Here is a 21,880-nt window from a genome sequence, read left to right on the forward strand (position 1 = left end):
ATGAACCGACAAGAGGAAGCTAATGAGCGAGATTACGGCTGCAATGGTGAAGGAACTGCGCGAAAAGACCGGCGCAGGCATGATGGACTGCAAGAAGGCTCTTGCTGAAACCGGCGGCGACATGGAAGCGGCGATCGACTGGCTGCGCGCCAAGGGCATCGCCAAGGCCGACAAGAAGTCGGGCCGCACCGCTGCCGAAGGCCTCGTCGGCGTTTCGAGCCAGGGCACCAAGGCCGTTGTAGTCGAAGTCAATTCCGAAACCGACTTCGTCGCCCGTAACGATGCCTTCCAGGATCTCGTCCGCGGTATCGCCAAGGTCGCCGTCTCCACGAGCGGCACCGTCGACGCTGTTGCGGCTGCGGCCTACCCGGCATCCGGCAAGTCTGTTTCCGACACGATCAAGGACGCGATCGCAACCATCGGCGAGAACATGAATCTCCGCCGCTCGGTCGCGCTCTCCGTCGAGGACGGCGTTGTCGCCACCTATATCCACAATGCTGTTTCCGACGGTCTCGGCAAGCTCGGCGTTCTCGTTGCCCTGAAGTCGACCGGCGACAAGGAAGCCCTGAATGCAATCGGCCGCCAGGTCGCCATGCATATCGCCGCCACCGCGCCGCTGGCGATCCGCCCTGAGGAAGTCGATGCCGCCGTCGCCGAGCGCGAGCGCAACGTCTTCATCGAGCAGTCGCGCGCTTCCGGCAAGCCTGACAACATCATCGAGAAGATGGTCGACGGCCGCATGCGCAAGTTCTTCGAGGAAGTCGCTCTTCTCTCGCAGGCTTTCGTCATCAATCCCGACCTGACCGTTGCAGCCGCCATCAAGGAAGCTGAAAAGGCCGTCGGCGCCCCGATCGAAGTCGCCGGCATGGCCCGTCTCCTGCTCGGCGAAGGCGTCGAGAAGGAAGAGACCGATTTCGCAGCCGAAGTTGCGGCTGCCGTCAAGGGTTGATCTTCCAGCCATAATTGGGAAAACAACAGGGGCATCGCGTGACAACGCGGTGCCCTTCGTGTATCGGGCATTCACGGCAATTTACGAGGAGCCAAGATGTCTTTAGAGCCTGTCTATAAACGCGTTCTACTCAAGGCTTCCGGCGAAGCGCTCATGGGTAGCCAGGGTTTCGGGATCGATGTTGCGGTGGCGGACCGCATTGCATCCGATATCGCCGCGGCAAGGCACATGGGCGTGGAAGTCGGCGTCGTCGTCGGTGGCGGCAATATTTTCCGTGGTGTCGCGGTGGCGTCCAAGGGTGGTGACCGGGTCACCGGCGACCATATGGGCATGCTCGGCACCATCATCAATGCGCTGGCGCTGGCGACTTCGCTGCGTAAGCTGAACATCGATACGGTGGTGCTTTCGGCCATCTCCATGCCGGAGATCTGCGAGAGCTTCTCGCAGCGCGCAACCCTTTACCATCTGTCGATGGGACGCGTGGTGATCTTTGCCGGCGGCACCGGCAACCCCTTCTTCACCACCGATTCGGCCGCCGCACTGCGCGCCGCCGAAATGGGCGCGCAAGCGATCTTCAAGGGCACGCAGGTGGACGGTATCTACAGTGCCGACCCGAAGAAGTATCCCGATGCGACCCGCTTCGACCGCCTGACGCACCAGGAGGTGCTGGACAGGGGGCTTGCGGTGATGGACGTTGCTGCCGTCGCGCTCGCCAGAGAGAATTCCATTCCGATCATCGTCTTCTCGATCCACGAGAAGGGCGGTTTTACCGAAATCTTGACGGGCGGTGGCCTCAAGACCATCGTCTCCGACAACTGATATAAGCTGCGCTGCCTTTCCGGCGCGGTCCTTTATACGGGAGCATCGACATGAGTGAAGGTATCGATATCAAGGAACTGAAGCGCCGCATGGACGGCGCGGTTTCCGCATTCAAAAGCGACATCGCCTCGCTGCGCACCGGCCGTGCTTCGGCCAACATCCTCGATCCGGTCACGATCGAGGCCTATGGTTCGCGTATGCCGCTGAACCAGGTCGCCAACATCACTGTGCCCGAGCCGCGCATGCTGTCGGTCTCCGTCTGGGACAAGTCGATGGTCGGCGCCGTCGACCGCGGCATCCGCGAATCCAATCTCGGCCTCAACCCGATCGTCGACGGCCAGAATCTGCGTATTCCGCTGCCGGAGCTGAACGAGGAGCGCCGCAAGTCGCTCGTCAAGGTGGCTCATGATTATGCCGAAAAGAGCAAGGTCGCGATTCGCCATGTTCGCCGCGATGGCATGGACGGCCTTAAGAAAGCCGAAAAGGATGGCGTAATCGGCCAGGACGAGGGCAGGGCGCAGTCGGAACGTGTACAGAAGATGACCGACGAGACGATTTCCGAAATCGACCGCTTGCTTGCCGAGAAGGAAAAGGAAATCATGCAGGTCTAGTGGATCTGTGCCTTTGCCTGGAAAGACCGGACGGGAAATGTCGGAATCTGTATTTGTGACTGTGCCAGAGCATGTTGCCATCATCATGGACGGCAATGGCCGTTGGGCCAAGCAGCGCGGCCTGCCGCGCACGATGGGCCATCGCAAGGGCGTCGAGGCGGTCCGCGAGACAGTCCGCGCCGCCGGCGCGGCCGGTATAAAATATCTGACCCTCTTTGCCTTCTCCTCGGAGAACTGGCGTCGGCCGGAGGCCGAAGTCTCCGATCTGCTCGGTCTGCTCAAGGCTTTCATTCGGCGTGACCTTGCCGAACTTCATCGCCAGAATGTGCGCATCAAGGTGATAGGCGACCGCCACAGCCTGCGCAGCGATATCCTCGGCCTGTTGCTCGAGGCGGAGGAAACGACCAAGGACAATACGGCGCTGACGCTCGTCATCGCCTTCAATTACGGTTCGCGCGACGAGATTTCCCGCGCTGTGGTGAGCCTGGCGAGGGACGTCGAGGCTGGCCGCCTGAGGGCGCAGGACATCACGTCATCGCTGATCAACGCCCGTCTGGACACGGCAGGCATCCCTGATCCCGATCTCATCATCCGCACCAGCGGCGAGGAGCGGCTGTCCAATTTCCTCCTCTGGCAAGCCGCTTATTCGGAATTCATCTTCCTTCCGGAATACTGGCCGGATTTCAGCCCCGAGATTTTCCGCCAGGCGCTCGAGAAATTCGCCTCCCGCGATCGGCGTTTCGGCGGCCTGTCGTCGCAGGCAGCCGCGGTCGGCACCTGATGCAAAGGGAATTGAAGCTCCGCATCGTTTCAGGACTTATTCTGGCGGCCATCGTTCTTGCCGCCACCTGGTACGGCGGGTTTGCCTTCCGCATCCTGGCGGCCGTGATCGGCCTGCTGATCTATTACGAATGGTCCAAGATAACGGGTATCGTGCGTGATTGGGTCTCCAATACCGTTGGCTGGATCGGCCAGGCGGCAATCGCCTCCCTCGTGCTCGTCGGCCATTTCGAATTTGCCGCCGGCATGCTGGTCGGCGTCACGGCCGTCGGCATAGCGCTGATCATCCTGCACGGCACCAGCCGCTGGTTGCCGGTGGGGTTGTTTTATGCCGGCGCCACCGGTCTGGCGCTCGCCGCTATCAGAAGCGATGATCAGCCCGGCCTTTACGCCATGCTCTTCATCTTTGCCGTCGTCTGGGCAACCGACATCCTCGCCTATTTCGTCGGCAGGGCGCTTGGCGGACCGAAGCTCGCCCCTTCGATCTCGCCGGGAAAAACATGGTCGGGCGCCATCGGCGGCGCCGTTTCGGCGGTCGCAGCCGGCGTCGTTCTTATCCACTTTCTCATTCCGGGCGCCGAAATCATTGCCGCCGGTGCAGCGCTCGTTCTCTCGGTTTGCAGCCAGTCCGGAGATCTGTTCGAATCCTTCATCAAGCGAAAATTCGGCGTCAAGGATTCAAGCCGCCTCATTCCGGGTCATGGCGGCGTCATGGACCGTGTCGACGGACTGATTTTTGCCTGTTTCTCGGCGTTCTTGCTTGCTGGAGCTTTTTCCTTGATAAAGGGGGCCGAAATGACGTCGCTCGGTGCGGCATTGTTCGGTCTCTGATGACGCGGCAGCCCGACGGAAGGAACTCATGGACGTGATGGCTGGTATATACGCATTCCTGATGGGGAATATCGTCACCTTCATCCTCGTGCTCTCGCTGCTCGTCTTCGTGCATGAGATGGGTCATTACCTCGTCGGGCGCTGGAGCGGCATCCGCATCCTTGCTTTTTCCGTCGGCTTCGGCCCGGAGCTATTCGGCTTCACAGACCGCCATGGAACGCGCTGGAAGATTTCGGTGGTCCCGCTTGGCGGCTACGTCCGTTTCTTCGGCGACGAGGATGCGTCCAGCAAGCCCGACAACGAGGGGATCGCCGCCATGTCCGAGGAGGACAGGGCGCGCTCCTTTGCCGGCGCCAAACTGTGGAAACGCGCTGCGACCGTTGCGGCGGGCCCGATCGCCAATTTTCTGCTGGCGATCGCCATCTTCACCATCCTTTTCTCCGTCTATGGCCGCACGATCGCCGATCCTGTCGTCGCCGAGGTCACGCCGGAGGGTGCGGCTGCCGCCGCCGGCGTCCTTCCAGGCGATCTCCTGGTCGCCATCGACGGCAACAAGGTCGAGACCTTCGACGACGTGCGCCGCTATGTCGGCATCCGCCCGAGCCAGAACATCGTCGTGACGATCGAGCGCGCCGGCCAGAAGCTCGACCTGCCGATGGTGCCGAAGCGCGTAGACCAGACGGACCAGTTCGGCAACAAGATCGAGATGGGCCAGATCGGCATCATCACCAACCAGCAGGCCGGCAATTTCCGCCTGCAGACCTACACGCCGCTCCAGGCGCTGCGGGAGGGCGTGATCCAGACCCGGGATATCGTCACCGGCACCTTCAAATATATCGGCAATATCTTCGCCGGAACGATGCGGGCCGACCAGCTGGGCGGGCCGATCCGCGTGGCGCAAGCTTCGGGCCAGATGGCCACGCTTGGTATAGGGGCAGTGTTGCAGCTTGCCGCCATGCTGTCGGTTTCGATAGGATTGCTTAACCTGATGCCGGTACCGGTACTTGATGGCGGCCATCTGATGTTCTATGCGGTGGAGGCGGTGAGGGGCAAACCCCTGGGCTCCGCGGCCCAGGAAATTGCATTTCGCATCGGCCTGGCGATGATACTGACATTGATGGTCTTCACGACCTGGAACGACATTGGCTCATGGATAGGGTAAACGAGCAAGGCGAGCGAATTACTATTTATTTACGATGTTTCAAGGCTGTAGTGGCGAATGGGTCACGCTTGCAAATGAAGTAAACAGAAATTAACGGCCTCGCTTGCTTGTATGTCAAAAGCGGGTAAAACGACACACGTGACCGGAATCGGGTTCTCCCGTGGATGGGACGAGGGAAACAAAGGTAATAGGTGAAATGAAGGCTGGTTCAAAGTTTTTGAACGCAGTATCGGCGGTTGCGCTGTCTGCTAGTGTTGTTGCTTCGGGCGCAGGTGCTTTGACGTTCGTTTCCGCTACGGCCGCCGAGGCCGCGGTCATTCAGCGCATCGATGTGCGCGGCGCCAGCCGCGTCGGCGCGGAAGCTGTCCGTTCGAACCTCACCATCGCTCCCGGAAAGAGTTTTTCGAACACCGATATCGATGCCTCGGTCAAGCAGCTTTATGGGACGGGTTATTTTTCCGACGTCAAGATCTCGGTCTCCGGCAGCACGCTCGTCGTCAATGTCCAGGAAGCCCAGCTGGTCAACCAGGTCGTCTTCAACGGCAACCGCAAGATCAAGGACGACAAGCTCGCGACGATCGTCCAGACCCACGCTGCCGGCCCCTACAGCGACACCCAGATCCAGGCCGACATTCAGTCGATCAAGGAAGCTTATGCTGCCACCGGCCGCAGCGAGGTCGAAGTGACGACGCAAGTGGTGCCGCTCGGCGAAGGCCGCGTCAACCTTGCTTTCGTCATCAACGAGGGCGACCGCACCAAGATCGATTCGATCAACTTCGTCGGCAACAATGCCTACAGCGCCGGCCGCCTGGCTGCCGTCATTCAGACCAAGCGGTCGAACTTCCTGTCGTTCCTCACCCGCAAGGACGTCTATAACGAAGACAAGCTGCATGCCGACGAGGAAGCGCTGCGTCAGTTCTATTACAATCGCGGCTACGCCGACATGCGCATCGTTTCTTCCGATGCCACGTTTGACGACGCGACCAACAAGTACACGCTTACCTTCAACATCGAGGAAGGCCAGCGTTACGACTTCGGCCCGGTAACCGTCCAGTCCACGGTCGAAGGCGTCGGCTCCGAGCAACTGCAGCCGCTCGTGCGCACGAAGGAGGGGCACCTCTACAGCGCCAAGGAAGTGCAGAAGTCGATCGAGGCGATCTCCGATCAGGTGGCCTCTGCCGGTTATCCCTTTGCGCGTGTCACGCCGCGCGGTAACCGCGACCTCAACAACAACACGATCGGTGTCGAATACCTGGTCGACCAGGGCGAGCGCGCCTATGTCGAGCGCATCGAGATCCGTGGCAACAGCCGCACGCGCGACTACGTGATCCGCCGCGAATTCGACATGAGCGAAGGCGACGCCTTCAACCAGCAGATGATCACCAAGGCCAAGCGCCGCCTCGAAGCGCTCGGTTACTTCTCTTCCGTCAACATCTCCACCCAGCCCGGCAGCTCGCCGGATCGCGTCGTGGTGGTCGTCGACGTGCAGGATCAGTCCACAGGTTCGTTCGGTGTCGGCGCGGGTTATGCTGCCGGCGGCGACGGTCTGCTGCTTGAGGCATCGATCGAAGAAAAGAACTTCCTCGGCCGCGGTCAGTACATCCGCATCTCGGCCGGCGGCGGTCAGGAAGGTTCGCGCGCCTACGGCGTCAGCTTCACCGAGCCCTATTTCCTTGGTTACCGCTTGGCGGCAGGCTTCGACGTCAACCACAGCGAAACGTCGAGCAACGACCACTACGATTATGAGGAAACCAGCGTCGTCCTGCGCGTCACTGCGCCGATCACCGAGGATCTGGCGACGACCTTCCGTTACAACTACAAGCAGATGAAGTACGACGCTGATAGCAGCGATCTTTCCGATCTGTCTGCGCCGTATCAGCACCTCGTCGAGGACAGCCCCTGGACGCGTTCGTCCATCTCGCAGACGCTGACCTATAACACGCTCGACGATACGGTCCTGCCGCGCGAAGGCATCTACGCGACGGCGACGCAGGAAATTGCCGGTCTCGGCGGCGACTCGCAGTTCTACAAGATCTACGGCAAGGCCCGTTACTACCACCTGCTCGCCGACGATGCCGATATCATCGGCTCGGTTTCGGCCTCGGCGGGTTATGTCGTCGGCTTCGGAGAGCATCTGAATGTCTTCGACCAGTTCACCCTGACCAACGGCGATATTCGCGGCTTCGAAAACAAGGGTATCGGCCCGCGCGTTTCCGGCACTAACGACGATCCGCTGGGTGGCACGACTTACTTCACGGCATCGGCCGAAGCGACCTTCCCGATGCCGGGCTTCCCGCGTGACTTCAACCTGCGCGGCGCAGTCTTCGCCGACGCCGGCACGTTGTTCGGCAATGATGTTGACCTGAGGGGCGACGGCATCGAAGGCGAAGACGCCTCCCTGCGCGCTTCCGTCGGTGTCGGCGTTGTCTGGCAGTCTCCCTTCGGTTCATTGCGCCTGGATTACGCGATCCCGGTTCTCAAGGAAGACTTCGACAAGACGCAGAACTTCAAGTTTGGCATCAACAACCAATTCTGATATCGGCAGTCCGGAACTGTAAGACTCAATTCCGTTCTGGAGCATTGCCGATGGAGCAAAACGTTTTTTTTCTGCCCCATGAAGGTCTGAAGCTCGCTGAGCTTGCAGAGTTTCTTGGGGCGGAACTCGCCAATTCCGATCATTCAGATGTTGTCGTCAGGTCCGTAGCGCCCGTCAACCGGGCGCGGGCGGGCGATCTCTGTTATATCCTGTCGCGCCGCAACCGCGATGAACTGATGACATGCGAAGCCTCGGCGGTGATCTGCGACAAGGCGCTCGCCGATCTCGTTCCCGAGCATATCCCGGTCATCCTGACCTCCAATCCGCATGCGGCCTTCGCCATGGCGGGCGGTCTGCTTTATCCCGCTGCATTGCGCCCGGTCGTTTTTCCGTCGGGCGAAAGCGAAATCGCACCCAGCGCGGTGATCGACCCGAGCGCGAAACTCGAAAAGGGCGTGATCGTCGAGCCGCTGGCCGTTATCGGCCCGCATGCCGAGATCGGCGAAGGGACTCGGATCGGCGCACACAGCATTATTGGTCCGGGCGTCAAGATCGGCCGCGATTGTTCGATCGCAGCCGGTGCGAGCATTCTCTGCGCGCTGATCGGCAATGGCGTCATCATCCACAACGGTGTGCGCATCGGCCAGGATGGTTTCGGTTATGCACCGGGTCCGCGCGGCATGATCAAGATCGTCCAGATCGGCCGGGTGATCATCCAGGACAAGGTCGAGATCGGCGCCAATACCACGGTCGACCGCGGCGCCATGGACGACACGGTCATCGGCGAAGGCACCAAGATCGATAACCAGGTCCAGATCGGCCACAACGTTCAGATCGGCCGCCATTGCGCCATCGTTTCGCAGGTGGGCATCGCCGGTAGCACGAAGATCGGCAACGGCGTGCAGATCGGCGGCCAGGCCGGGATCAAGGGTCACGTGACGATCGGTGACGGCGTGCAGATCGCCGCCAAAAGCGGTATCATGACCGATCTTCCCGCCGGCGGACAATATGGCGGTGTCCCGGCACGGCCGCTAAAAGACTATCTGAGAGAGGCCGCACTGCAGGTGTCGAAAAGCAAGCTGCGCGGAAAGAACCCTGGAGGCAAGCAAAATGACTGAGGAAGCCACGACAACGCTTTCTTCGGCTGACATCATTGAGATCATGAAGCTGCTGCCGCACCGGTATCCGTTTCTCATGGTCGACAAGATTATCGAGATCGACGGCGACAACAGCGCGATCGGCATCAAGAACGTCACGGTGAACGAACCGCATTTCACCGGCCATTTTCCGGAAGCGCCGATCATGCCCGGCGTTTTGTTGATCGAGGGCATGGCGCAGACCGCCGGTGCGATCTGTGCCAAGAAGGAAGGCCAGCCCGGCAACCTCGTCTACTTCATGACCATCGAGAATGCGCGTTTTCGCAAGCCTGTGGTCCCCGGCGATCGCGTCGAATTCCATGTCAAGAAGCACAAGCAGCGCGGCAATATCTGGAAATTCCATTGCGACGCCAAGGTTGACGGCGCGCTTGTCGCCGAAGCCGATATCGGCGCGATGATCGTTCGTAAGGATCAGGCATGAGCAATATCGCCGAAAGCGCCCATATTCATCCGATGGCCGTCGTCGAAGACGGCGCTGTTATCGGTGAGGGCGTCAAAATCGGTCCCTTCTGCTATGTCGGCCCGCATGTCGTGCTCCATGCCGATGTCGAGCTCCTGGCGCATGCGGTCGTCACCGGCCGCACCGTGATCGGCAAGGGCACGCGCATCTTTCCGATGGCCGTCGTCGGCGGCGATCCCCAGAGCGTGCATCACGGCGGCGAGGACACGACGCTGACGGTCGGCGCCAATTGCACGATCCGCGAAGGTGTCACGATGAACACCGGCACGGCCGATTTCGGCGGCCAGACGATCGTCGGCGACAACAACCTGTTCCTTGCCAATTCCCATGTCGCGCATGATTGCCGTGTCGGCAACCACGTGATCATGTCGAATAACGTCATGCTTGCCGGCCACGTCGTCATCGAGGATCGCGTCATCCTGGGGGGCGGCTCGGCCGTTCACCAGTTCACCCGCGTCGGCCGTCAGGCCTTCGTCGGCGGGCTTTCTGCGGTGAGTTACGATGTCATTCCCTACGGCATGCTGAACGGCAATCCCGGGCTGCTGAGCGGCCTCAACGTCGTCGGCATGACGCGCGCCGGCGTCGATCGCGCCGTCATCCATCGGGTGCGTCGCGCCTATAAATCGATCTTCGAGGGAACGGCCTCCGTCCGCGAAAACGCCGCCGCCATCCGCGACGAATATGCCGATTGCGAGCAGGTGGTCCAAATCCTCGATTTCATTGCTGCCGACAGCGACCGCGCCTTGTCCTCGCCGACCCGGGGGCAGAAGGGCTAGTCCGTGGATTTGTCAGGCGACACTGCTGCGGGCCGGCTGGCGATCATCGCCGGCGGTGGTCTTCTGCCTTCCTATGTCGCCGAAGCTGCGCGCGCGGCGGGTGAAAATCCCGTCATCGTCGCGCTGAAGGACGAGAGCGATCGGCGCTGGGAAGGTTATGACCACGCCGTCGTCGGCATCGGTGATTTCGCCGCCCTCGATGGCCTCTTCAACCGCTACGGCGTCAGCCGCGTCGTCATGTCCGGCAGCGTACGCCGCCGGCCGGAGTGGCGCGAGGTGCGCCCGACACTGCGTATCCTGATGAAGGTGCCGGCCGCCATCCGCACGCTGCTCTCCGGCGGCGACGACACGGTTCTGCAGATGGTGATCCGGCTGATCGAGGGAAACGGCCGCCGCGTCGTCGGCGCCCATGAAATCGCTCCTGATCTGCTTGCCTCCATCGGCCCCCTTGGCGCGGTCGCGCCCGGTGAGGAAGATCGCCGCGATATTGCCCGCGCTGCCGAAGCCGCCGAAACGCTCGGCCGGCTCGATATCGGGCAGGGCGCCGTCAGCATCGGCGGGCGCGTCGTTGCCCTGGAGGGGCTGGAGGGCACGGATGAGATGCTGGAACGTGTTGCAGGCCTCAGAGCCGCCGGGCGCATCTCGCCGCGGCGCCGCGGCGCGCTCGTCAAGCTCTGCAAGCCGCAACAGGATATTCGCGCCGACTTGCCGGCGATCGGTGTCTCGACGATCCTGAACGCAAAAAGAGCCGGTCTCGGCGGTATTGCCGTCGAGGCGGGCCGCTCGCTGGTGCTCGATCGCGCCGCCGTCATCAAGGTTGCCGATGAGGCCGGACTTTTTGTCTGCGGCATCGATCGGGGATTGCCGACATGGGGGCTCGAATGAACGGGACGCCGCTGAAGATCGCCGTCATTGCCGGCGAGGTCTCGGGTGATCTGCTCGGCGCCGATCTCATCGCCGCCCTGAAGCGAATTCACGGCGGGCCGGTGGAACTCGTGGGCGTCGGCGGCGAGGGGCTGCAGGCCGAAGGCTTGACATCCCTATTCGATTTTTCCGAGCTTTCGATCATGGGCATCACCCAGGTGCTGAGCCGGCTGCCAAGGCTCTATACGCTGATCCGCCAGACGACCGCCGCCATTATCGCCGCACGGCCCGACATTCTGCTGATCATCGACAGCCCGGATTTCACCCATCGCGTCGCGAAGCGAGTCCGCAGCGCGCTGCCCGATCTGCCTGTCGTCAATTATGTCTGTCCGAGTGTGTGGGCCTGGAAGGAATATCGCGCCACGCGCATGCTTGCCTATGTCGATCACGTGCTCGCCATCCTGCCCTTCGAGCCGGCAACGATGCGCGCACTCGGCGGGCCGCCGACGACCTATGTCGGGCATCGCCTGACGGCCGACCCCGCGCTGCTGGAAACCCGGAGCCTGCGCGCCGGCAGACAAGCCGGCAACGGTACAGTCCTTCTTCTTCCCGGATCGCGCGCCTCCGAGATCAAGAAACTCCTGCCTTACTTCGAGGTCGCAACGCAGGAGCTCGTCGCCCGCAACGGCTCGATGCGCTTCGTTCTGCCGACCGTGCCGCACAGGCAAGCGCTTGTTCGCGAAATGACGGCGAAATGGGCGGTACAGCCGGAGATCGTCGTTGGCGCGGAAGCCAAATGGAAAGCCTTCACGCAGGCCGATGCAGCCATGGCTGCGTCCGGAACCGTTATTCTTGAGCTTGCACTTGCCGACGTTCCCGTCGTCTCCGCCTACAAGGTCGACTGGATCATGCGCATGCTGACGGCGAGCATCAAGACCTGGACCGGCGCGCTGCCGAACCTGATTGCCGATTATGCGGTCGTACCGGAATATCTGAACGATGTCGTTCGTGGCGCAAGCCTGGCGCGCTGGATGGAAAGGCTGTCGGCCGACACCTACCAGCTCAAGGCAATGAAGGAAGGCTACCAACTTATCTGGCAGCGAATGCAGACGGAAATACCGCCTGGAGAACATTCCGCGCAGATCGTGCTTGCTGTTTTAGCCAACAAAAAACCCGGCCATTCCTGACCGGGTTTTCTTTTAGAGCTCGAAGCGATCAGCGCTTCGAAACCGGCACGTAATCGCGCTTCGGTTCGCCGACATAGAGCTGGCGCGGACGGCCGATGCGCTGTTCCGGATCTTCGATCATCTCGTTCCACTGGGCGATCCAGCCGACGGTGCGGGCGAGCGCGAACAGCACGGTGAACATGGTCGTGGGGAAGCCCAGCGCTTTCAGCGTGATGCCGGAATAGAAGTCGATGTTCGGATAGAGCTTCTTCTCGATGAAATATTCGTCGGTGAGAGCGATGCGCTCCAGCTCCATCGCCACTTCGAGCAGCGGATCGTCCTTGATACCAAGTTCGCCGAGCACTTCATGCGTCGTCTTCTGCATGATCTTGGCGCGCGGATCGTAGTTCTTGTAGACGCGGTGACCGAAGCCCATCAGGCGGAACGGATCGTTCTTGTCCTTGGCGCGGGCGACATATTCCGGAATGCGGTCAACGGTGCCGATTTCCGTCAGCATGTTGAGAGCCGCTTCGTTGGCGCCGCCATGGGCAGGGCCCCACAGGCAGGCGATGCCGGCGGCGATGCAGGCGAACGGGTTGGCGCCCGACGAGCCGGCGAGGCGGACCGTCGAGGTCGAAGCGTTCTGCTCATGGTCGGCATGCAGGATGAAGATGCGGTCCATGGCGCGGGCAAGCACCGGATTGACCACATATTCCTCGCAGGGCACGGCAAAGCACATGCGCAGGAAGTTCGAGGCGTAGTCGAGGTCGTTCTTCGGGTAAACGAAGGGCTGGCCGATATGGTACTTGTAGGCCATGGCGGCAAGCGTCGGCATCTTGGCGATCATGCGCAGGCTGGCGACCATGCGCTGGTGCGGATCGGTGATGTCGGTGGAGTCATGATAGAAGGCCGACAGCGCGCCGACGCAGCCGCACATGACGGCCATCGGATGTGCGTCGCGGCGGAAGCCGGTGAAGAAGCGGCTCATCTGCTCGTGCACCATGGTGTGGTGCGTGACGCGATAATCGAAATCCTTCTTCTGCGCGGTGGTCGGCAATTCTCCGTAGAGAAGCAGGTAGCAGACCTCGAGGAAGTCGCCGTGCTCGGCCAGCTGCTCGATCGGATAGCCGCGGTGCAGCAAAACACCTTCGTCGCCGTCGATGTAGGTGATTTTCGATTCACAGGATGCGGTCGACGTAAAACCCGGATCGTAGGTGAAGGAAGCCGTGTTCTTGTAGAGGGCACCGATATCGATGACGCTCGGGCCGATCGTGCCGCTTTTGACGGCGAGGTCGACTGATTTGTCACCGATTTTTATTGTTGCGCTTTGATCCGTCATGCTGATCCTCCGAACTGGCGGTGGCGCCATAAAAGCGCCATAGGGGTTAAGCGTCCTCAGCGATAGCTATATGATCGCGAAGCTAATGCCAAGTTACCGTGACGGCTTTTTGTGCATTGCGGCATCACCTTTTAGGCACTGCAGCGATGAGCCGCACGCATAGCGGAAGCCAATGATTCGACTGGTCTTTTGGCGCTCTCGATTTTCCCTCACATTTCAATCGATTATTCTTGCTCGTTTTGATTGAAGGTTGCATTCTGGCCGCTGGTGCGGGTGACCTTGGGCGGCACATGCAGGAATTGACGACAGTCGAATTGCGGCCGGAAGCGGGCAGCGGCCTTGCCGACCCGCCGGGTCTTCTCGCGCCTGGTGTGGTGAGCCAACCGGCAAGGACGCAGTCGCAGATCCCATTGCGCCATCGGCTGCCGGCTGCCGCCCGGCAATCGCTGCGTGCCGGAACCCGTATGCTGGGCGAGGAGGCCGATCATGGCCGGCTGCTGCTGTTCTCCCCGGTCTTCTTCGGCGCCGGCTCGGCCTTCTGGTTTCTCGGCGCATCGGATTTTCCCCTCGTTGCATCGCTGCTCTGCCTGCTGGTGTCGGCGGCCGCGGTTTTCCTCGCCGGTCCCAGCCGGCCGGCCTTGCGCGCAACATTCCTGGCGCTGGCGCTTTTCGCCGGCGGCATGCTGTCGGCCCAGTTCGAGAGCTGGCGGGCTTCGACTGTCATCCTGGATTCATCCGTGACGACGACGGTGAGCGGCCGTGTCGAACGGCGGGAAGGCGACGGCCGCGGGCGCTGGCGCTATATTCTTGCCGTCACCGGTACTGAGGCGCCGGAGTTGAAGCGGCCGCCGGGACGTATCACCGCGATCGTCCGGGGCGCCGATGTGCCTTTCGAGATCGGCGACATCATCACCGGCAGGGCACGGCTGACGCCGCCGGCAGGCCCGGCACTTCCCGCGCTCAACGACTTCTCCTTCGGCGCCTATTTCGACGGCATCGGCGCCAACGGTTTCTTCTATGGTGCACCGGAGAAACTCGACGCGCAGGCAGGTCCACAGGCGGCGAGGTCGACGTCGGACGCGCTGCTCGAATGGCTCTACCGGCTGCGCAGCAGCATCGGCGACCGCATAAGGTCGATCCTGCCCGGCGACACCGGCGCTTTTGCCGCTGCCCTGGTGACGGATGAACGGCGCGCCATCTCGAAGACGACGACGGAGGCGCTGCGCCAATCCGGCCTTGCCCATATCGTCGCTATATCGGGCCTCAACATGGCGCTGTCGGCTGGCATCTTCTTCGTCGGCTTCCGGATGCTGCTTAGCCTCTTTCCCGGCGTCGCCCAAGCTTATCCGACAAAGAAGATCGCCGCATCAGGTGCGCTTATCGCCGTCACCGCCTATTACCTGATCTCTGGTTTCGGGGTTTCGGCCGAGCGCGCTTTTATCATGATGGCCATCATGCTGATTGCCGTCTTCTTCGATCGGCCGTCGATCAGCCTGCGCAATGTCGTTCTCTCCGCGCTCATCATCATCGCCATTTCACCCTCGGAAGTATTGGGCCCGAGCTTCCAGATGTCCTTTGCCGCGACATTGGCGTTGGTATCGGGTTATCAGCTATGGAAGGACCGGCGTGTCCGCGAAAACGCCTTCCTGAAGCTGCCGATCGTCAGGCCGGTGGTTGCCGTCGCCGGTTTCTTCGGCGGCGTCTTTCTGACCTCGCTGATCGGCGGCTTTTCCACCGCGCTGTTTTCGATCGAGCATTTTCATCGCCTGACGGCTTACGGCCTGCCGGCAAACCTCGCGACGATGCCGATCATCTCCTTCATCGTCATGCCGGCCGGGCTGCTGGCGATGTTGCTCATGCCTTTCGGGCTGGATGCTCCGCTGTGGAAGGTGGTCGGATTCGGCCTCGATCTGGTGATCGCGGTTGCCGAGACGGTGTCCGGCTGGGGCGGCGATATCGGCATCGGCCGCTTGCCCGCCTGGTATTTCGCTGTGGCAGTGGCAGGCTTTCTGCTGCTGACGCTGCTGCGCACCCGGCTGCGCCATGCCGGCACATCGATCGTCGCCATCTCGACACTCACCGTATTGCTGCTGCCGGCTCCCCGGCCGCCGGATCTGGTGATTTCGGAGGATGGCAGTCTGGTTGCGGTTGTCGCGGCTGAGGCAATCGCGTCCAACCGCGAAAATCCGCCGGATTTCATCTTCGACCAGTGGCAGCGAGCACTGGTCCTGCCGACGCATGATCCGCCGAAGATGCTGGATGGTCCGGCTATCCCGCCGGAAGGAGAAGACCGCCGTGTCCGGCTTTCCCGCGATCAGCAGAACGAAGCGAGCGCAGCGATGCGGGCAGCCGCAGCAGGCGGTGAAGCAAACCGCTTTTCCTGCGTCAAGAAGGCCTGGTGCACATCAAGACTCGGCAATGGCCATATCGTCACCGTCATCGACAATGCCGCCTATCTCGGTCCGGCCTGCGATACGGCCGATATCGTCGTGACCTCGGTCCGCCTACGTTTCAACAACTGCCGTTCAGGCGGGGCGCTTTTCACCGGCGAGACGTTGCGCAGGACCGGCTCCGTCGAATTGCGTTTCGCCGATGCCGGCCTGGAGGTCGCAACCGCATTCGAGACGCTGTCGCGACCATGGATGCGTCAGCGCGCCTATGACTGGCGCAAAGACAGTTTTACCGAAACCGGTCCGTCTGTTGTCAGTGATAGCGGCGAATGAGGCCGACGAGTTTGCCCTGTACCTTGACGCGATCGGGCCCGAAGATCCGGGTCTCGTAAGCCGGGTTAGCGGCTTCCAGCGCGATCGAGGCGCCTTTGCGGCGGAAGCGCTTCAGCGTCGCTTCCTCGTCATCGACGAGGGCAACGACGATGTCGCCGGGACTTGCGGTGCTGCCGTTGCGGATGATTACGGTGTCGCCGTCGAAGATGCCGGCGTCGATCATCGAATCACCCTTGACCTCCAGCGCGTAGTGTTCGCCGGAGCCGAGCATGTCGGCGGGGACGACGATGTCGTGGGTGTTGTTCTGGATCGCCGAGATCGGCACGCCGGCGGCGATCCGGCCCATGACCGGCACGGAGACCGAGTTGCCGTTGTCGGCAACGGGTTTCGCAGGAGCGGGAGCGGCGACCGGCTGGGGCTTGCCGAGGCTGCCCTCGATGACGCTCGGCGAAAAGCCGCGCCGGGGCTGTATGCTGGGGCTGTAGGCCTCCGGAAGCTTGATGACTTCGAGCGCCCGGGCGCGATTCGGTAGGCGGCGAATGAAGCCGCGCTCCTCGAGTGCTGTAATCAGCCGATGAATGCCGGATTTCGAGGCGAGATCCAGGGCATCCTTCATTTCGTCGAAAGACGGCGGAACGCCGGATTCCTTCATGCGCTCATGAATGAAAAGGAGAAGCTCCTGTTGTTTGCGCGTGAGCATCGACGTCAGACCCCTGATTGAAACAAATCCAGAACAGACACTATATGTTCCATATGTGTTCCGCAAGTAGCTAAATTTCCGTAAAACTTGCCGCCAACTCGTTGAGATTTTTATTTTCATTCGCCGGATTGGCAGGCAGGTCTTGAATTGGGAGTGCGCTGTCGCACATCTCTTGCCATTTCAGGGAGAGGAACCGATGAGCGAGCATCTCGCCAAGCCGCACCCGCTGGATCACGTCGTGCTGCCCGTCGTCAATATCGATCTGGCGCGCGAGAGGCTCGGCAAGCTCGGCTTCACCGTTGCCGCGGATGCGCGCCATCCCTTCGGAACGGAGAATGCCTGCGTCTTCTTCGCCGACAAGACCTATCTGGAGCCGCTCGGCGTTGCGAGTGTCGCCGAGAGCGAGGCATCGGCGCGGCGGGGCAATGTCTTCACCGCCCGCAACCAGGCTTTCCGCTTCCGCTGCGGCGAGGAGGGGCTCTCGGCGGTAGCTTTCGGCACCAGTGATGCCGGCCGCGATCATCGGAATTTTGTCGGTCACGGATCGAGTGCCGGCGACATGCTGCAGTTCAGCCGGCCGATGAAGATGCCGGATGGTTCCGAGACTGTGGCGGGCTTCAAGCTGGCCTTTGCTACCGATCCGCGCGCGCCGGATTTCTTCCTTTTCAGTGTCGAGCGTATCAACCCGCTGCCTGCCGACCGCGGCACGCTGGAAACGCATGCCAATGGCGTGACGCGGATTGCCGAGATCGCGCTCTGTGCGCCCGATGCCAGCGCATTCGCTGCCTTCGTCGGCCTTGCCGCGGCGCAGTCGGCCGTCGAAAAAACCGGTTTCGGCGTCAATGTCGCCGCGTCGAATGCGAAGATCAGCCTGATGACGCCGGAAGGGCTTGAGGCCTATTTCGAGATCGCCGTCTCATCCGCCGACCGCGGCCTGCGCGGCCGGGCAATCCTCTTCAATGTCGCCGATCTTGCCGTGACAGAAGCGCATTTGACTGCTAACGGGGTGACCTACACGCGCAAGAACAATCGCATTCTGGTGAAGCCCGCGCCCGGGCAGGGCACGCTCTTCGCCTTCGAGGAACCACGATGAGCACCGATACGAATTCCGAAGTCAAGGTCGGCGAAGGCCAGACCCAGGTCACCTTTTCCAATAGCAGGCGCCTGTCGCTGATTGCCGGCCCCTGCCAGATGGAGAGCCGCGACCACGCCTTCATGGTTGCCGGCACGCTGAAGGAGCTTTGCGCAAAGCTCGGCATCGACCTCGTCTACAAGAGTTCCTTCGACAAGGCGAACCGGACCTCGCTTTCGGCCGAACGCGGCATCGGGATTGAAAAGGGCATGGAGGTCTTTGCCGACCTGAAGAAGGAGTTCGGTTTTCCTGTCCTGACCGACGTCCATACCGCCGAGCAATGTGCCGAGGTCGCAAAGGTGGTCGATGTTCTGCAGATTCCGGCCTTCCTCTGCCGCCAGACCGACCTTCTGATCGCCGCCGCCAAGACCGGCCGTGTCGTCAATGTCAAAAAGGGCCAGTTCCTCGCGCCCTGGGACATGAAGAACGTGCTGAAGAAACTCAATGCCAGCGGCAATCCGAACGTGCTCCTGTGCGAGCGCGGCGCTTCCTTCGGTTACAACACGCTGGTTTCCGACATGCGTTCGCTGCCGATCATGGCGGCGATGGGTGCGCCCGTCATCTTCGATGCGACCCATTCGGTGGCGCAGCCGGGCGGGCAGGGCGAATCTTCCGGCGGTCAGCGGGAATTTGTCGAAACGCTGGCGCGCGCCGCGGTCGCCACCGGCATTGCCGGCGTCTTCCTTGAAACCCACCAGGACCCGGACAACGCGCCGTCCGACGGCCCGAACATGGTCTATCTCAAGGACATGCCGCGGTTGCTGGAAAAGCTGCTCGCCTTCGATGCGGTCGCCAAGACCTGACGTTCAACAGTCTGACATGATCGTGCTATAGGCGAGATCGGATACGCTGGTTCGAAGGCTGAAAACTGCGCCATTGTAATTTGCACGCCTTCGATTATGACAGGCTTCGAACGATTGATCACCCACCGAGCAGGAAGAACCCATGACTGCAATCACCGATATCATCGCCCGCGAGATTCTCGATAGCCGTGGCAATCCCACCGTCGAAGTCGATATCTATCTCGAAGACGGCAGCATGGGCCGCGCGGCCGTTCCCTCGGGCGCCTCGACGGGCGCGCATGAGGCGGTCGAGCTGCGCGACGGCGGCAAGCGCTACCTCGGCAAGGGCGTCCAGAAGGCGGTCGATGCCGCCAATACCGAGATCTTCGACGCGATCGGCGGCATCGACGCCGAAAACCAGATCCAGATCGACAACATCATGATCGAGCTCGACGGCACGCCGAACAAGTCGCGCCTCGGCGCCAACGCCATCCTCGGCGTCTCGCTCGCCGTCGCCAAGGCTGCCGCCCAGGCCTCCGGCCTGCCGCTCTACCGTTACGTCGGCGGCGCTTCCGCAAGTCTGCTGCCGGTACCGATGATGAACATCATCAACGGCGGCGCCCATGCCGACAACCCGATCGATTTCCAGGAATTCATGATCCTGCCGGTCGGCGCCGATACGATCGCCGAAGCCGTACGCATGGGCTCGGAAGTCTTCCACACGCTCCGCAAGGAACTGGCCGCCCAGGGCCACAACACCAATGTCGGCGACGAAGGCGGTTTCGCGCCGGGCCTGAAGAGCGCTTCGGAAGCCCTCGATTTCATCATGAAGTCGGTCGAGAAAGCCGGCTACAGGCCGGGTGAGGACATCTACCTCGGCCTCGATTGCGCCTCGACGGAATTCTTCAAGGACGGCAAATACGTCCTCGAAGGTGAAGGCCGCACGCTCGAATCGGGTGCCATGGCCGAATATCTGGCCGAACTCGCCGCCAAGTACCCGATCATCTCGATCGAAGACGGCATGGCCGAAGACGATTGGGACGGCTGGAAGACGCTGACCGACCTGACCGGCAAGAAGACCCAGCTCGTCGGCGACGATCTTTTCGTCACCAACTCCGCCCGTCTTCGCGATGGTATCCGCATGGGCGTCGCCAATTCGATCCTCGTCAAGGTCAACCAGATCGGCTCGCTGACGGAAACCCTCGATGCCGTCAACACGGCGCACAAGGCAGCTTATACCGCCGTCATGTCGCACCGCTCCGGCGAAACCGAAGATTCGACCATCGCCGATCTCGCGGTTGCCACCAACTGCGGCCAGATCAAGACCGGCTCGCTGTCGCGTTCCGACCGTCTTGCCAAGTACAACCAGCTGATCCGCATCGAGGAAGGCCTTGGGCCCCAGGCTCAGTATGCCGGCCGCTCGATCATCCGCGGCTGATCGGATCCGATTTGCAATGCTCGACCCGCGCCTCCCGGCGCGGGTTTTTTCTTGCCGGCGGTTACGGTCAATGAACGGTTAATCTCTGCGCGTTATGCTGAACGAATTGGTAATGCGTTCAAGAGCATGCGCGTATGTGGACAAAGCATCATAAGAAGAGAAAGCTCGGCCGCTTCGTCATTCCGGCAATGACGGTCGCCTTCCTTTCCTATTTCGGATATCATTGCATTCACGGCGATTATGGCCTGCGCGCAACGGAGACGTTCGAGCATCAGCGTGTCGTGCGTGAAAAAGAGCTTGCGATCTTGAAGGCGAAGCGCGAACATCTGGAAAATCAGGTCGCGCTGCTCAGTGACGGTTCGCTCGACAGGGATATGCTGGACGAAAAGGCGCGCTATCAGCTGAATATGTCGCGCGCCGACGAGATCGTCATATTCAACCATTATTCCAATTAACCGGAATTTGGTTAATTGGAATTTCTATTGTATTTCCAATAATTTAGTGCCGAATACGAGCCATGCAATTATGGCATTGCTGTGGTCATGTTTCTTCCCTATGGTACGCGGCACCGAGAACCGACAAACCATAGGGAGGGTTGAATGGCGCCGCGAAAGACCGCGACGGTTTCCAGCCGGAAAACATCAGCAAAACCTGCAGCGAAAGCATCGAACGGAGGCCCTGTCGCCGACTTCGATCGCGACGAGGAGCTCAAGGCCTATCGCGAGATGCTGCTGATCCGCCGCTTCGAGGAGAAGGCCGGTCAGCTCTACGGTATGGGCTTCATCGGCGGCTTTTGCCACCTCTACATCGGTCAGGAAGCTGTCGTCGTCGGCATGCAGATGGCACAGAAGGAAGGTGACCAGGTTATCACCGCCTATCGCGACCACGGTCATATGCTGGCAACCGGCATGGAAGCGCGCGGCGTCATGGCCGAGCTGACCGGCCGCCGCAGCGGCTATTCCCACGGGAAGGGCGGCTCGATGCACATGTTCTCGAAAGAGAAGCATTTCTACGGCGGCCACGGCATCGTCGGCGCCCAGGTTTCGCTCGGAACGGGCCTTGCCTTTGCAAACCACTACCGCGGCAACGGCAATGTCTCGATCGCCTATTTCGGCGATGGCGCCGCCAACCAGGGCCAGGTCTACGAGAGCTTCAACATGGCGGCTCTCTGGAAGCTGCCGATCGTCTATATCGTCGAGAACAACCGCTACGCCATGGGCACCTCGACCGCCCGTGCGACGGCTCAGTCGAACTACTCGCTGCGCGGATCCGGCTTCGGCATCCCCGGCATTCAGGTCGACGGCATGGATGTTCGCGCCGTCAAGGCCGCGGCCGACGAGGCGCTCGAACATTGCCGCTCCGGCAAGGGCCCGATCATCCTCGAAATGCTGACCTATCGCTATCGCGGTCACTCCATGTCCGACCCGGCGAAGTATCGCTCCAAGGAGGAAGTGCAGAAGATGCGCTCCGAGCAGGATCCGATCGAGCAGGTCAAGGCACGCCTCATCGAAAAGGGCTGGGCTTCCGAAGACGATCTGAAGGCGATCGACAAGGATGTCCGCGACATCGTCGCCGACAGCGCCGATTTCGCCCAGGCCGATCCGGAGCCGGATGCATCCGAGCTCTACACCGACATTCTGCTCTAATCGGGGGAG

20 protein-coding genes are annotated in these 21,880 nt (G+C 61.3%); 18 read left to right on the top strand and 2 right to left on the bottom strand.

The annotated features are described in order from the left end of the window. Nucleotides 1-22: 22 nt before the first annotated feature. The 12 genes from tsf to lpxB all read left to right on the top strand — a co-directional run bounded on the left by tsf (nt 23) and on the right by lpxB (nt 12,132). Nucleotides 23-949, top strand: coding sequence for a translation elongation factor Ts (gene tsf, locus RHEC894_RS10020; protein WP_085737150.1), 927 nt, complete (start codon nt 23-25; stop codon nt 947-949). 96 nt (nt 950-1,045) lie between these two features. Beyond that, a complete protein-coding gene (gene pyrH / locus RHEC894_RS10025; RefSeq protein WP_085737151.1) occupies nt 1,046-1,768 on the top strand; it encodes a UMP kinase in 723 nt (240 codons plus the stop codon). Nucleotides 1,769-1,818: 50 nt separating this feature from the next. Beyond that, entirely contained in the window at nt 1,819-2,379 is a 561-nt protein-coding gene (gene frr, locus RHEC894_RS10030) for a ribosome recycling factor (RefSeq protein WP_010066125.1), read from the top strand. Between the two features lie 37 nt (nt 2,380-2,416). Next, nucleotides 2,417-3,160: an isoprenyl transferase gene (locus tag RHEC894_RS10035; RefSeq protein ID WP_085737152.1), complete on the top strand. Its 744-nt coding sequence runs from the start codon at nt 2,417-2,419 to the stop codon at nt 3,158-3,160. Continuing rightward, nucleotides 3,160-3,990 (top strand): phosphatidate cytidylyltransferase, encoded by an 831-nt coding sequence (locus RHEC894_RS10040; RefSeq protein WP_010069543.1) that lies wholly within the window; start codon nt 3,160-3,162, stop codon nt 3,988-3,990. The genes RHEC894_RS10035 and RHEC894_RS10040 overlap by 1 nt, the downstream gene beginning before the upstream one ends. A 28-nt stretch (nt 3,991-4,018) precedes the next feature. Further along, nucleotides 4,019-5,152: an RIP metalloprotease RseP gene (gene rseP, locus RHEC894_RS10045; protein ID WP_010069544.1), complete on the top strand. Its 1,134-nt coding sequence runs from the start codon at nt 4,019-4,021 to the stop codon at nt 5,150-5,152. Between the two features lie 196 nt (nt 5,153-5,348). Beyond that, nucleotides 5,349-7,688 carry an outer membrane protein assembly factor BamA gene (gene bamA / locus RHEC894_RS10050; RefSeq protein WP_085737153.1) on the top strand — a complete coding sequence of 780 codons (2,340 nt, stop codon included), beginning with the start codon at nt 5,349-5,351 and terminating at the stop codon, nt 7,686-7,688. A 50-nt stretch (nt 7,689-7,738) separates the two neighbouring features. Continuing rightward, a complete protein-coding gene (gene lpxD / locus RHEC894_RS10055; RefSeq protein WP_085737154.1) occupies nt 7,739-8,806 on the top strand; it encodes a UDP-3-O-(3-hydroxymyristoyl)glucosamine N-acyltransferase in 1,068 nt (355 codons plus the stop codon). Then, on the top strand, nt 8,799-9,266 hold the full coding sequence (gene fabZ / locus RHEC894_RS10060) for a 3-hydroxyacyl-ACP dehydratase FabZ (RefSeq protein ID WP_085737155.1): 468 nt from the start codon (nt 8,799-8,801) through the stop codon (nt 9,264-9,266). The genes lpxD and fabZ overlap by 8 nt, the downstream gene beginning before the upstream one ends. After that, nucleotides 9,263-10,081: an acyl-ACP--UDP-N-acetylglucosamine O-acyltransferase gene (lpxA, locus tag RHEC894_RS10065; protein ID WP_085737156.1), complete on the top strand. Its 819-nt coding sequence runs from the start codon at nt 9,263-9,265 to the stop codon at nt 10,079-10,081. The genes fabZ and lpxA overlap by 4 nt, the downstream gene beginning before the upstream one ends. Before the next feature lie 3 nt (nt 10,082-10,084). Beyond that, nucleotides 10,085-10,966 (top strand): LpxI family protein, encoded by an 882-nt coding sequence (locus RHEC894_RS10070; protein ID WP_085737157.1) that lies wholly within the window; start codon nt 10,085-10,087, stop codon nt 10,964-10,966. Then, a complete protein-coding gene (gene lpxB, locus RHEC894_RS10075; RefSeq protein ID WP_085737158.1) occupies nt 10,963-12,132 on the top strand; it encodes a lipid-A-disaccharide synthase in 1,170 nt (389 codons plus the stop codon). Before RHEC894_RS10070 ends, lpxB begins: the two co-directional genes overlap by 4 nt. A gap of 28 nt (nt 12,133-12,160) precedes the next feature. Here lpxB and gltA read toward each other — a convergent pair whose 3' ends face one another. Next, nucleotides 12,161-13,450: a citrate synthase gene (gltA, locus tag RHEC894_RS10080; protein WP_085737159.1), complete on the bottom strand. Its 1,290-nt coding sequence runs from the start codon at nt 13,448-13,450 to the stop codon at nt 12,161-12,163. Nucleotides 13,451-13,740: 290 nt separating this feature from the next. Here gltA and RHEC894_RS10085 point away from each other — a divergent pair, with 290 nt between their 5' ends. Further along, nucleotides 13,741-16,173, top strand: coding sequence for a ComEC/Rec2 family competence protein (locus RHEC894_RS10085; RefSeq protein ID WP_085737160.1), 2,433 nt, complete (start codon nt 13,741-13,743; stop codon nt 16,171-16,173). Here the strand turns inward: RHEC894_RS10085 and lexA are convergent. Continuing rightward, the gene (gene lexA / locus RHEC894_RS10090) at nt 16,154-16,873 is read right to left on the bottom strand and encodes a transcriptional repressor LexA (protein WP_029873161.1); all 720 of its coding nucleotides are present in this window, start codon (nt 16,871-16,873) and stop codon (nt 16,154-16,156) included. The two genes, RHEC894_RS10085 and lexA, sit on opposite strands and share 20 nt — an antisense overlap. 196 nt (nt 16,874-17,069) lie before the next feature. On the opposite strand from lexA, the gene RHEC894_RS10095 reads away from it, so the two are divergent. The 5 genes from RHEC894_RS10095 to pdhA all read left to right on the top strand — a co-directional run bounded on the left by RHEC894_RS10095 (nt 17,070) and on the right by pdhA (nt 21,871). Then, on the top strand, nt 17,070-17,966 hold the full coding sequence (locus RHEC894_RS10095; RefSeq protein ID WP_085737161.1) for a VOC family protein: 897 nt from the start codon (nt 17,070-17,072) through the stop codon (nt 17,964-17,966). After that, complete coding sequence (gene kdsA, locus RHEC894_RS10100) at nt 17,963-18,808, top strand: 3-deoxy-8-phosphooctulonate synthase (protein ID WP_085737162.1); 846 nt, start codon at nt 17,963-17,965, stop codon at nt 18,806-18,808. Before RHEC894_RS10095 ends, kdsA begins: the two co-directional genes overlap by 4 nt. A gap of 142 nt (nt 18,809-18,950) precedes the next feature. Beyond that, complete coding sequence (gene eno / locus RHEC894_RS10105; RefSeq protein ID WP_085737163.1) at nt 18,951-20,225, top strand: phosphopyruvate hydratase; 1,275 nt, start codon at nt 18,951-18,953, stop codon at nt 20,223-20,225. Between the two features lie 134 nt (nt 20,226-20,359). After that, nucleotides 20,360-20,680: a septum formation initiator family protein gene (locus tag RHEC894_RS10110; protein WP_010065356.1), complete on the top strand. Its 321-nt coding sequence runs from the start codon at nt 20,360-20,362 to the stop codon at nt 20,678-20,680. A gap of 144 nt (nt 20,681-20,824) precedes the next feature. Then, the gene (pdhA, locus tag RHEC894_RS10115) at nt 20,825-21,871 is read left to right on the top strand and encodes a pyruvate dehydrogenase (acetyl-transferring) E1 component subunit alpha (RefSeq protein WP_064838360.1); all 1,047 of its coding nucleotides are present in this window, start codon (nt 20,825-20,827) and stop codon (nt 21,869-21,871) included. The last annotated feature ends 9 nt before the right edge of the window (nt 21,872-21,880 follow it).

Origin of the sequence: Rhizobium sp. CIAT894 (genome assembly GCF_000172795.2) — a bacterium.
Classification (GTDB): domain Bacteria; phylum Pseudomonadota; class Alphaproteobacteria; order Rhizobiales; family Rhizobiaceae; genus Rhizobium.

Coding starts and splice junctions, on each gene's coding strand:
- RHEC894_RS10035 (WP_085737152.1), top strand. CDS start 2,417: ATGTCGGAATCTGTATTTGTGACTGTGCCAGAGCATGTTGCCATCATC.
- RHEC894_RS10085 (WP_085737160.1), top strand. CDS start 13,741: ATGCAGGAATTGACGACAGTCGAATTGCGGCCGGAAGCGGGCAGCGGC.
- fabZ (WP_085737155.1), top strand. CDS start 8,799: ATGACTGAGGAAGCCACGACAACGCTTTCTTCGGCTGACATCATTGAG.
- tsf (WP_085737150.1), top strand. CDS start 23: ATGAGCGAGATTACGGCTGCAATGGTGAAGGAACTGCGCGAAAAGACC.
- lexA (WP_029873161.1), bottom strand. CDS start 16,873: ATGCTCACGCGCAAACAACAGGAGCTTCTCCTTTTCATTCATGAGCGC.
- bamA (WP_085737153.1), top strand. CDS start 5,349: ATGAAGGCTGGTTCAAAGTTTTTGAACGCAGTATCGGCGGTTGCGCTG.
- pdhA (WP_064838360.1), top strand. CDS start 20,825: ATGGCGCCGCGAAAGACCGCGACGGTTTCCAGCCGGAAAACATCAGCA.
- lpxD (WP_085737154.1), top strand. CDS start 7,739: ATGGAGCAAAACGTTTTTTTTCTGCCCCATGAAGGTCTGAAGCTCGCT.
- gltA (WP_085737159.1), bottom strand. CDS start 13,450: ATGACGGATCAAAGCGCAACAATAAAAATCGGTGACAAATCAGTCGAC.
- lpxB (WP_085737158.1), top strand. CDS start 10,963: ATGAACGGGACGCCGCTGAAGATCGCCGTCATTGCCGGCGAGGTCTCG.
- RHEC894_RS10040 (WP_010069543.1), top strand. CDS start 3,160: ATGCAAAGGGAATTGAAGCTCCGCATCGTTTCAGGACTTATTCTGGCG.
- RHEC894_RS10110 (WP_010065356.1), top strand. CDS start 20,360: ATGTGGACAAAGCATCATAAGAAGAGAAAGCTCGGCCGCTTCGTCATT.
- kdsA (WP_085737162.1), top strand. CDS start 17,963: ATGAGCACCGATACGAATTCCGAAGTCAAGGTCGGCGAAGGCCAGACC.
- frr (WP_010066125.1), top strand. CDS start 1,819: ATGAGTGAAGGTATCGATATCAAGGAACTGAAGCGCCGCATGGACGGC.
- eno (WP_085737163.1), top strand. CDS start 18,951: ATGACTGCAATCACCGATATCATCGCCCGCGAGATTCTCGATAGCCGT.
- lpxA (WP_085737156.1), top strand. CDS start 9,263: ATGAGCAATATCGCCGAAAGCGCCCATATTCATCCGATGGCCGTCGTC.
- rseP (WP_010069544.1), top strand. CDS start 4,019: ATGGACGTGATGGCTGGTATATACGCATTCCTGATGGGGAATATCGTC.
- RHEC894_RS10095 (WP_085737161.1), top strand. CDS start 17,070: ATGAGCGAGCATCTCGCCAAGCCGCACCCGCTGGATCACGTCGTGCTG.
- pyrH (WP_085737151.1), top strand. CDS start 1,046: ATGTCTTTAGAGCCTGTCTATAAACGCGTTCTACTCAAGGCTTCCGGC.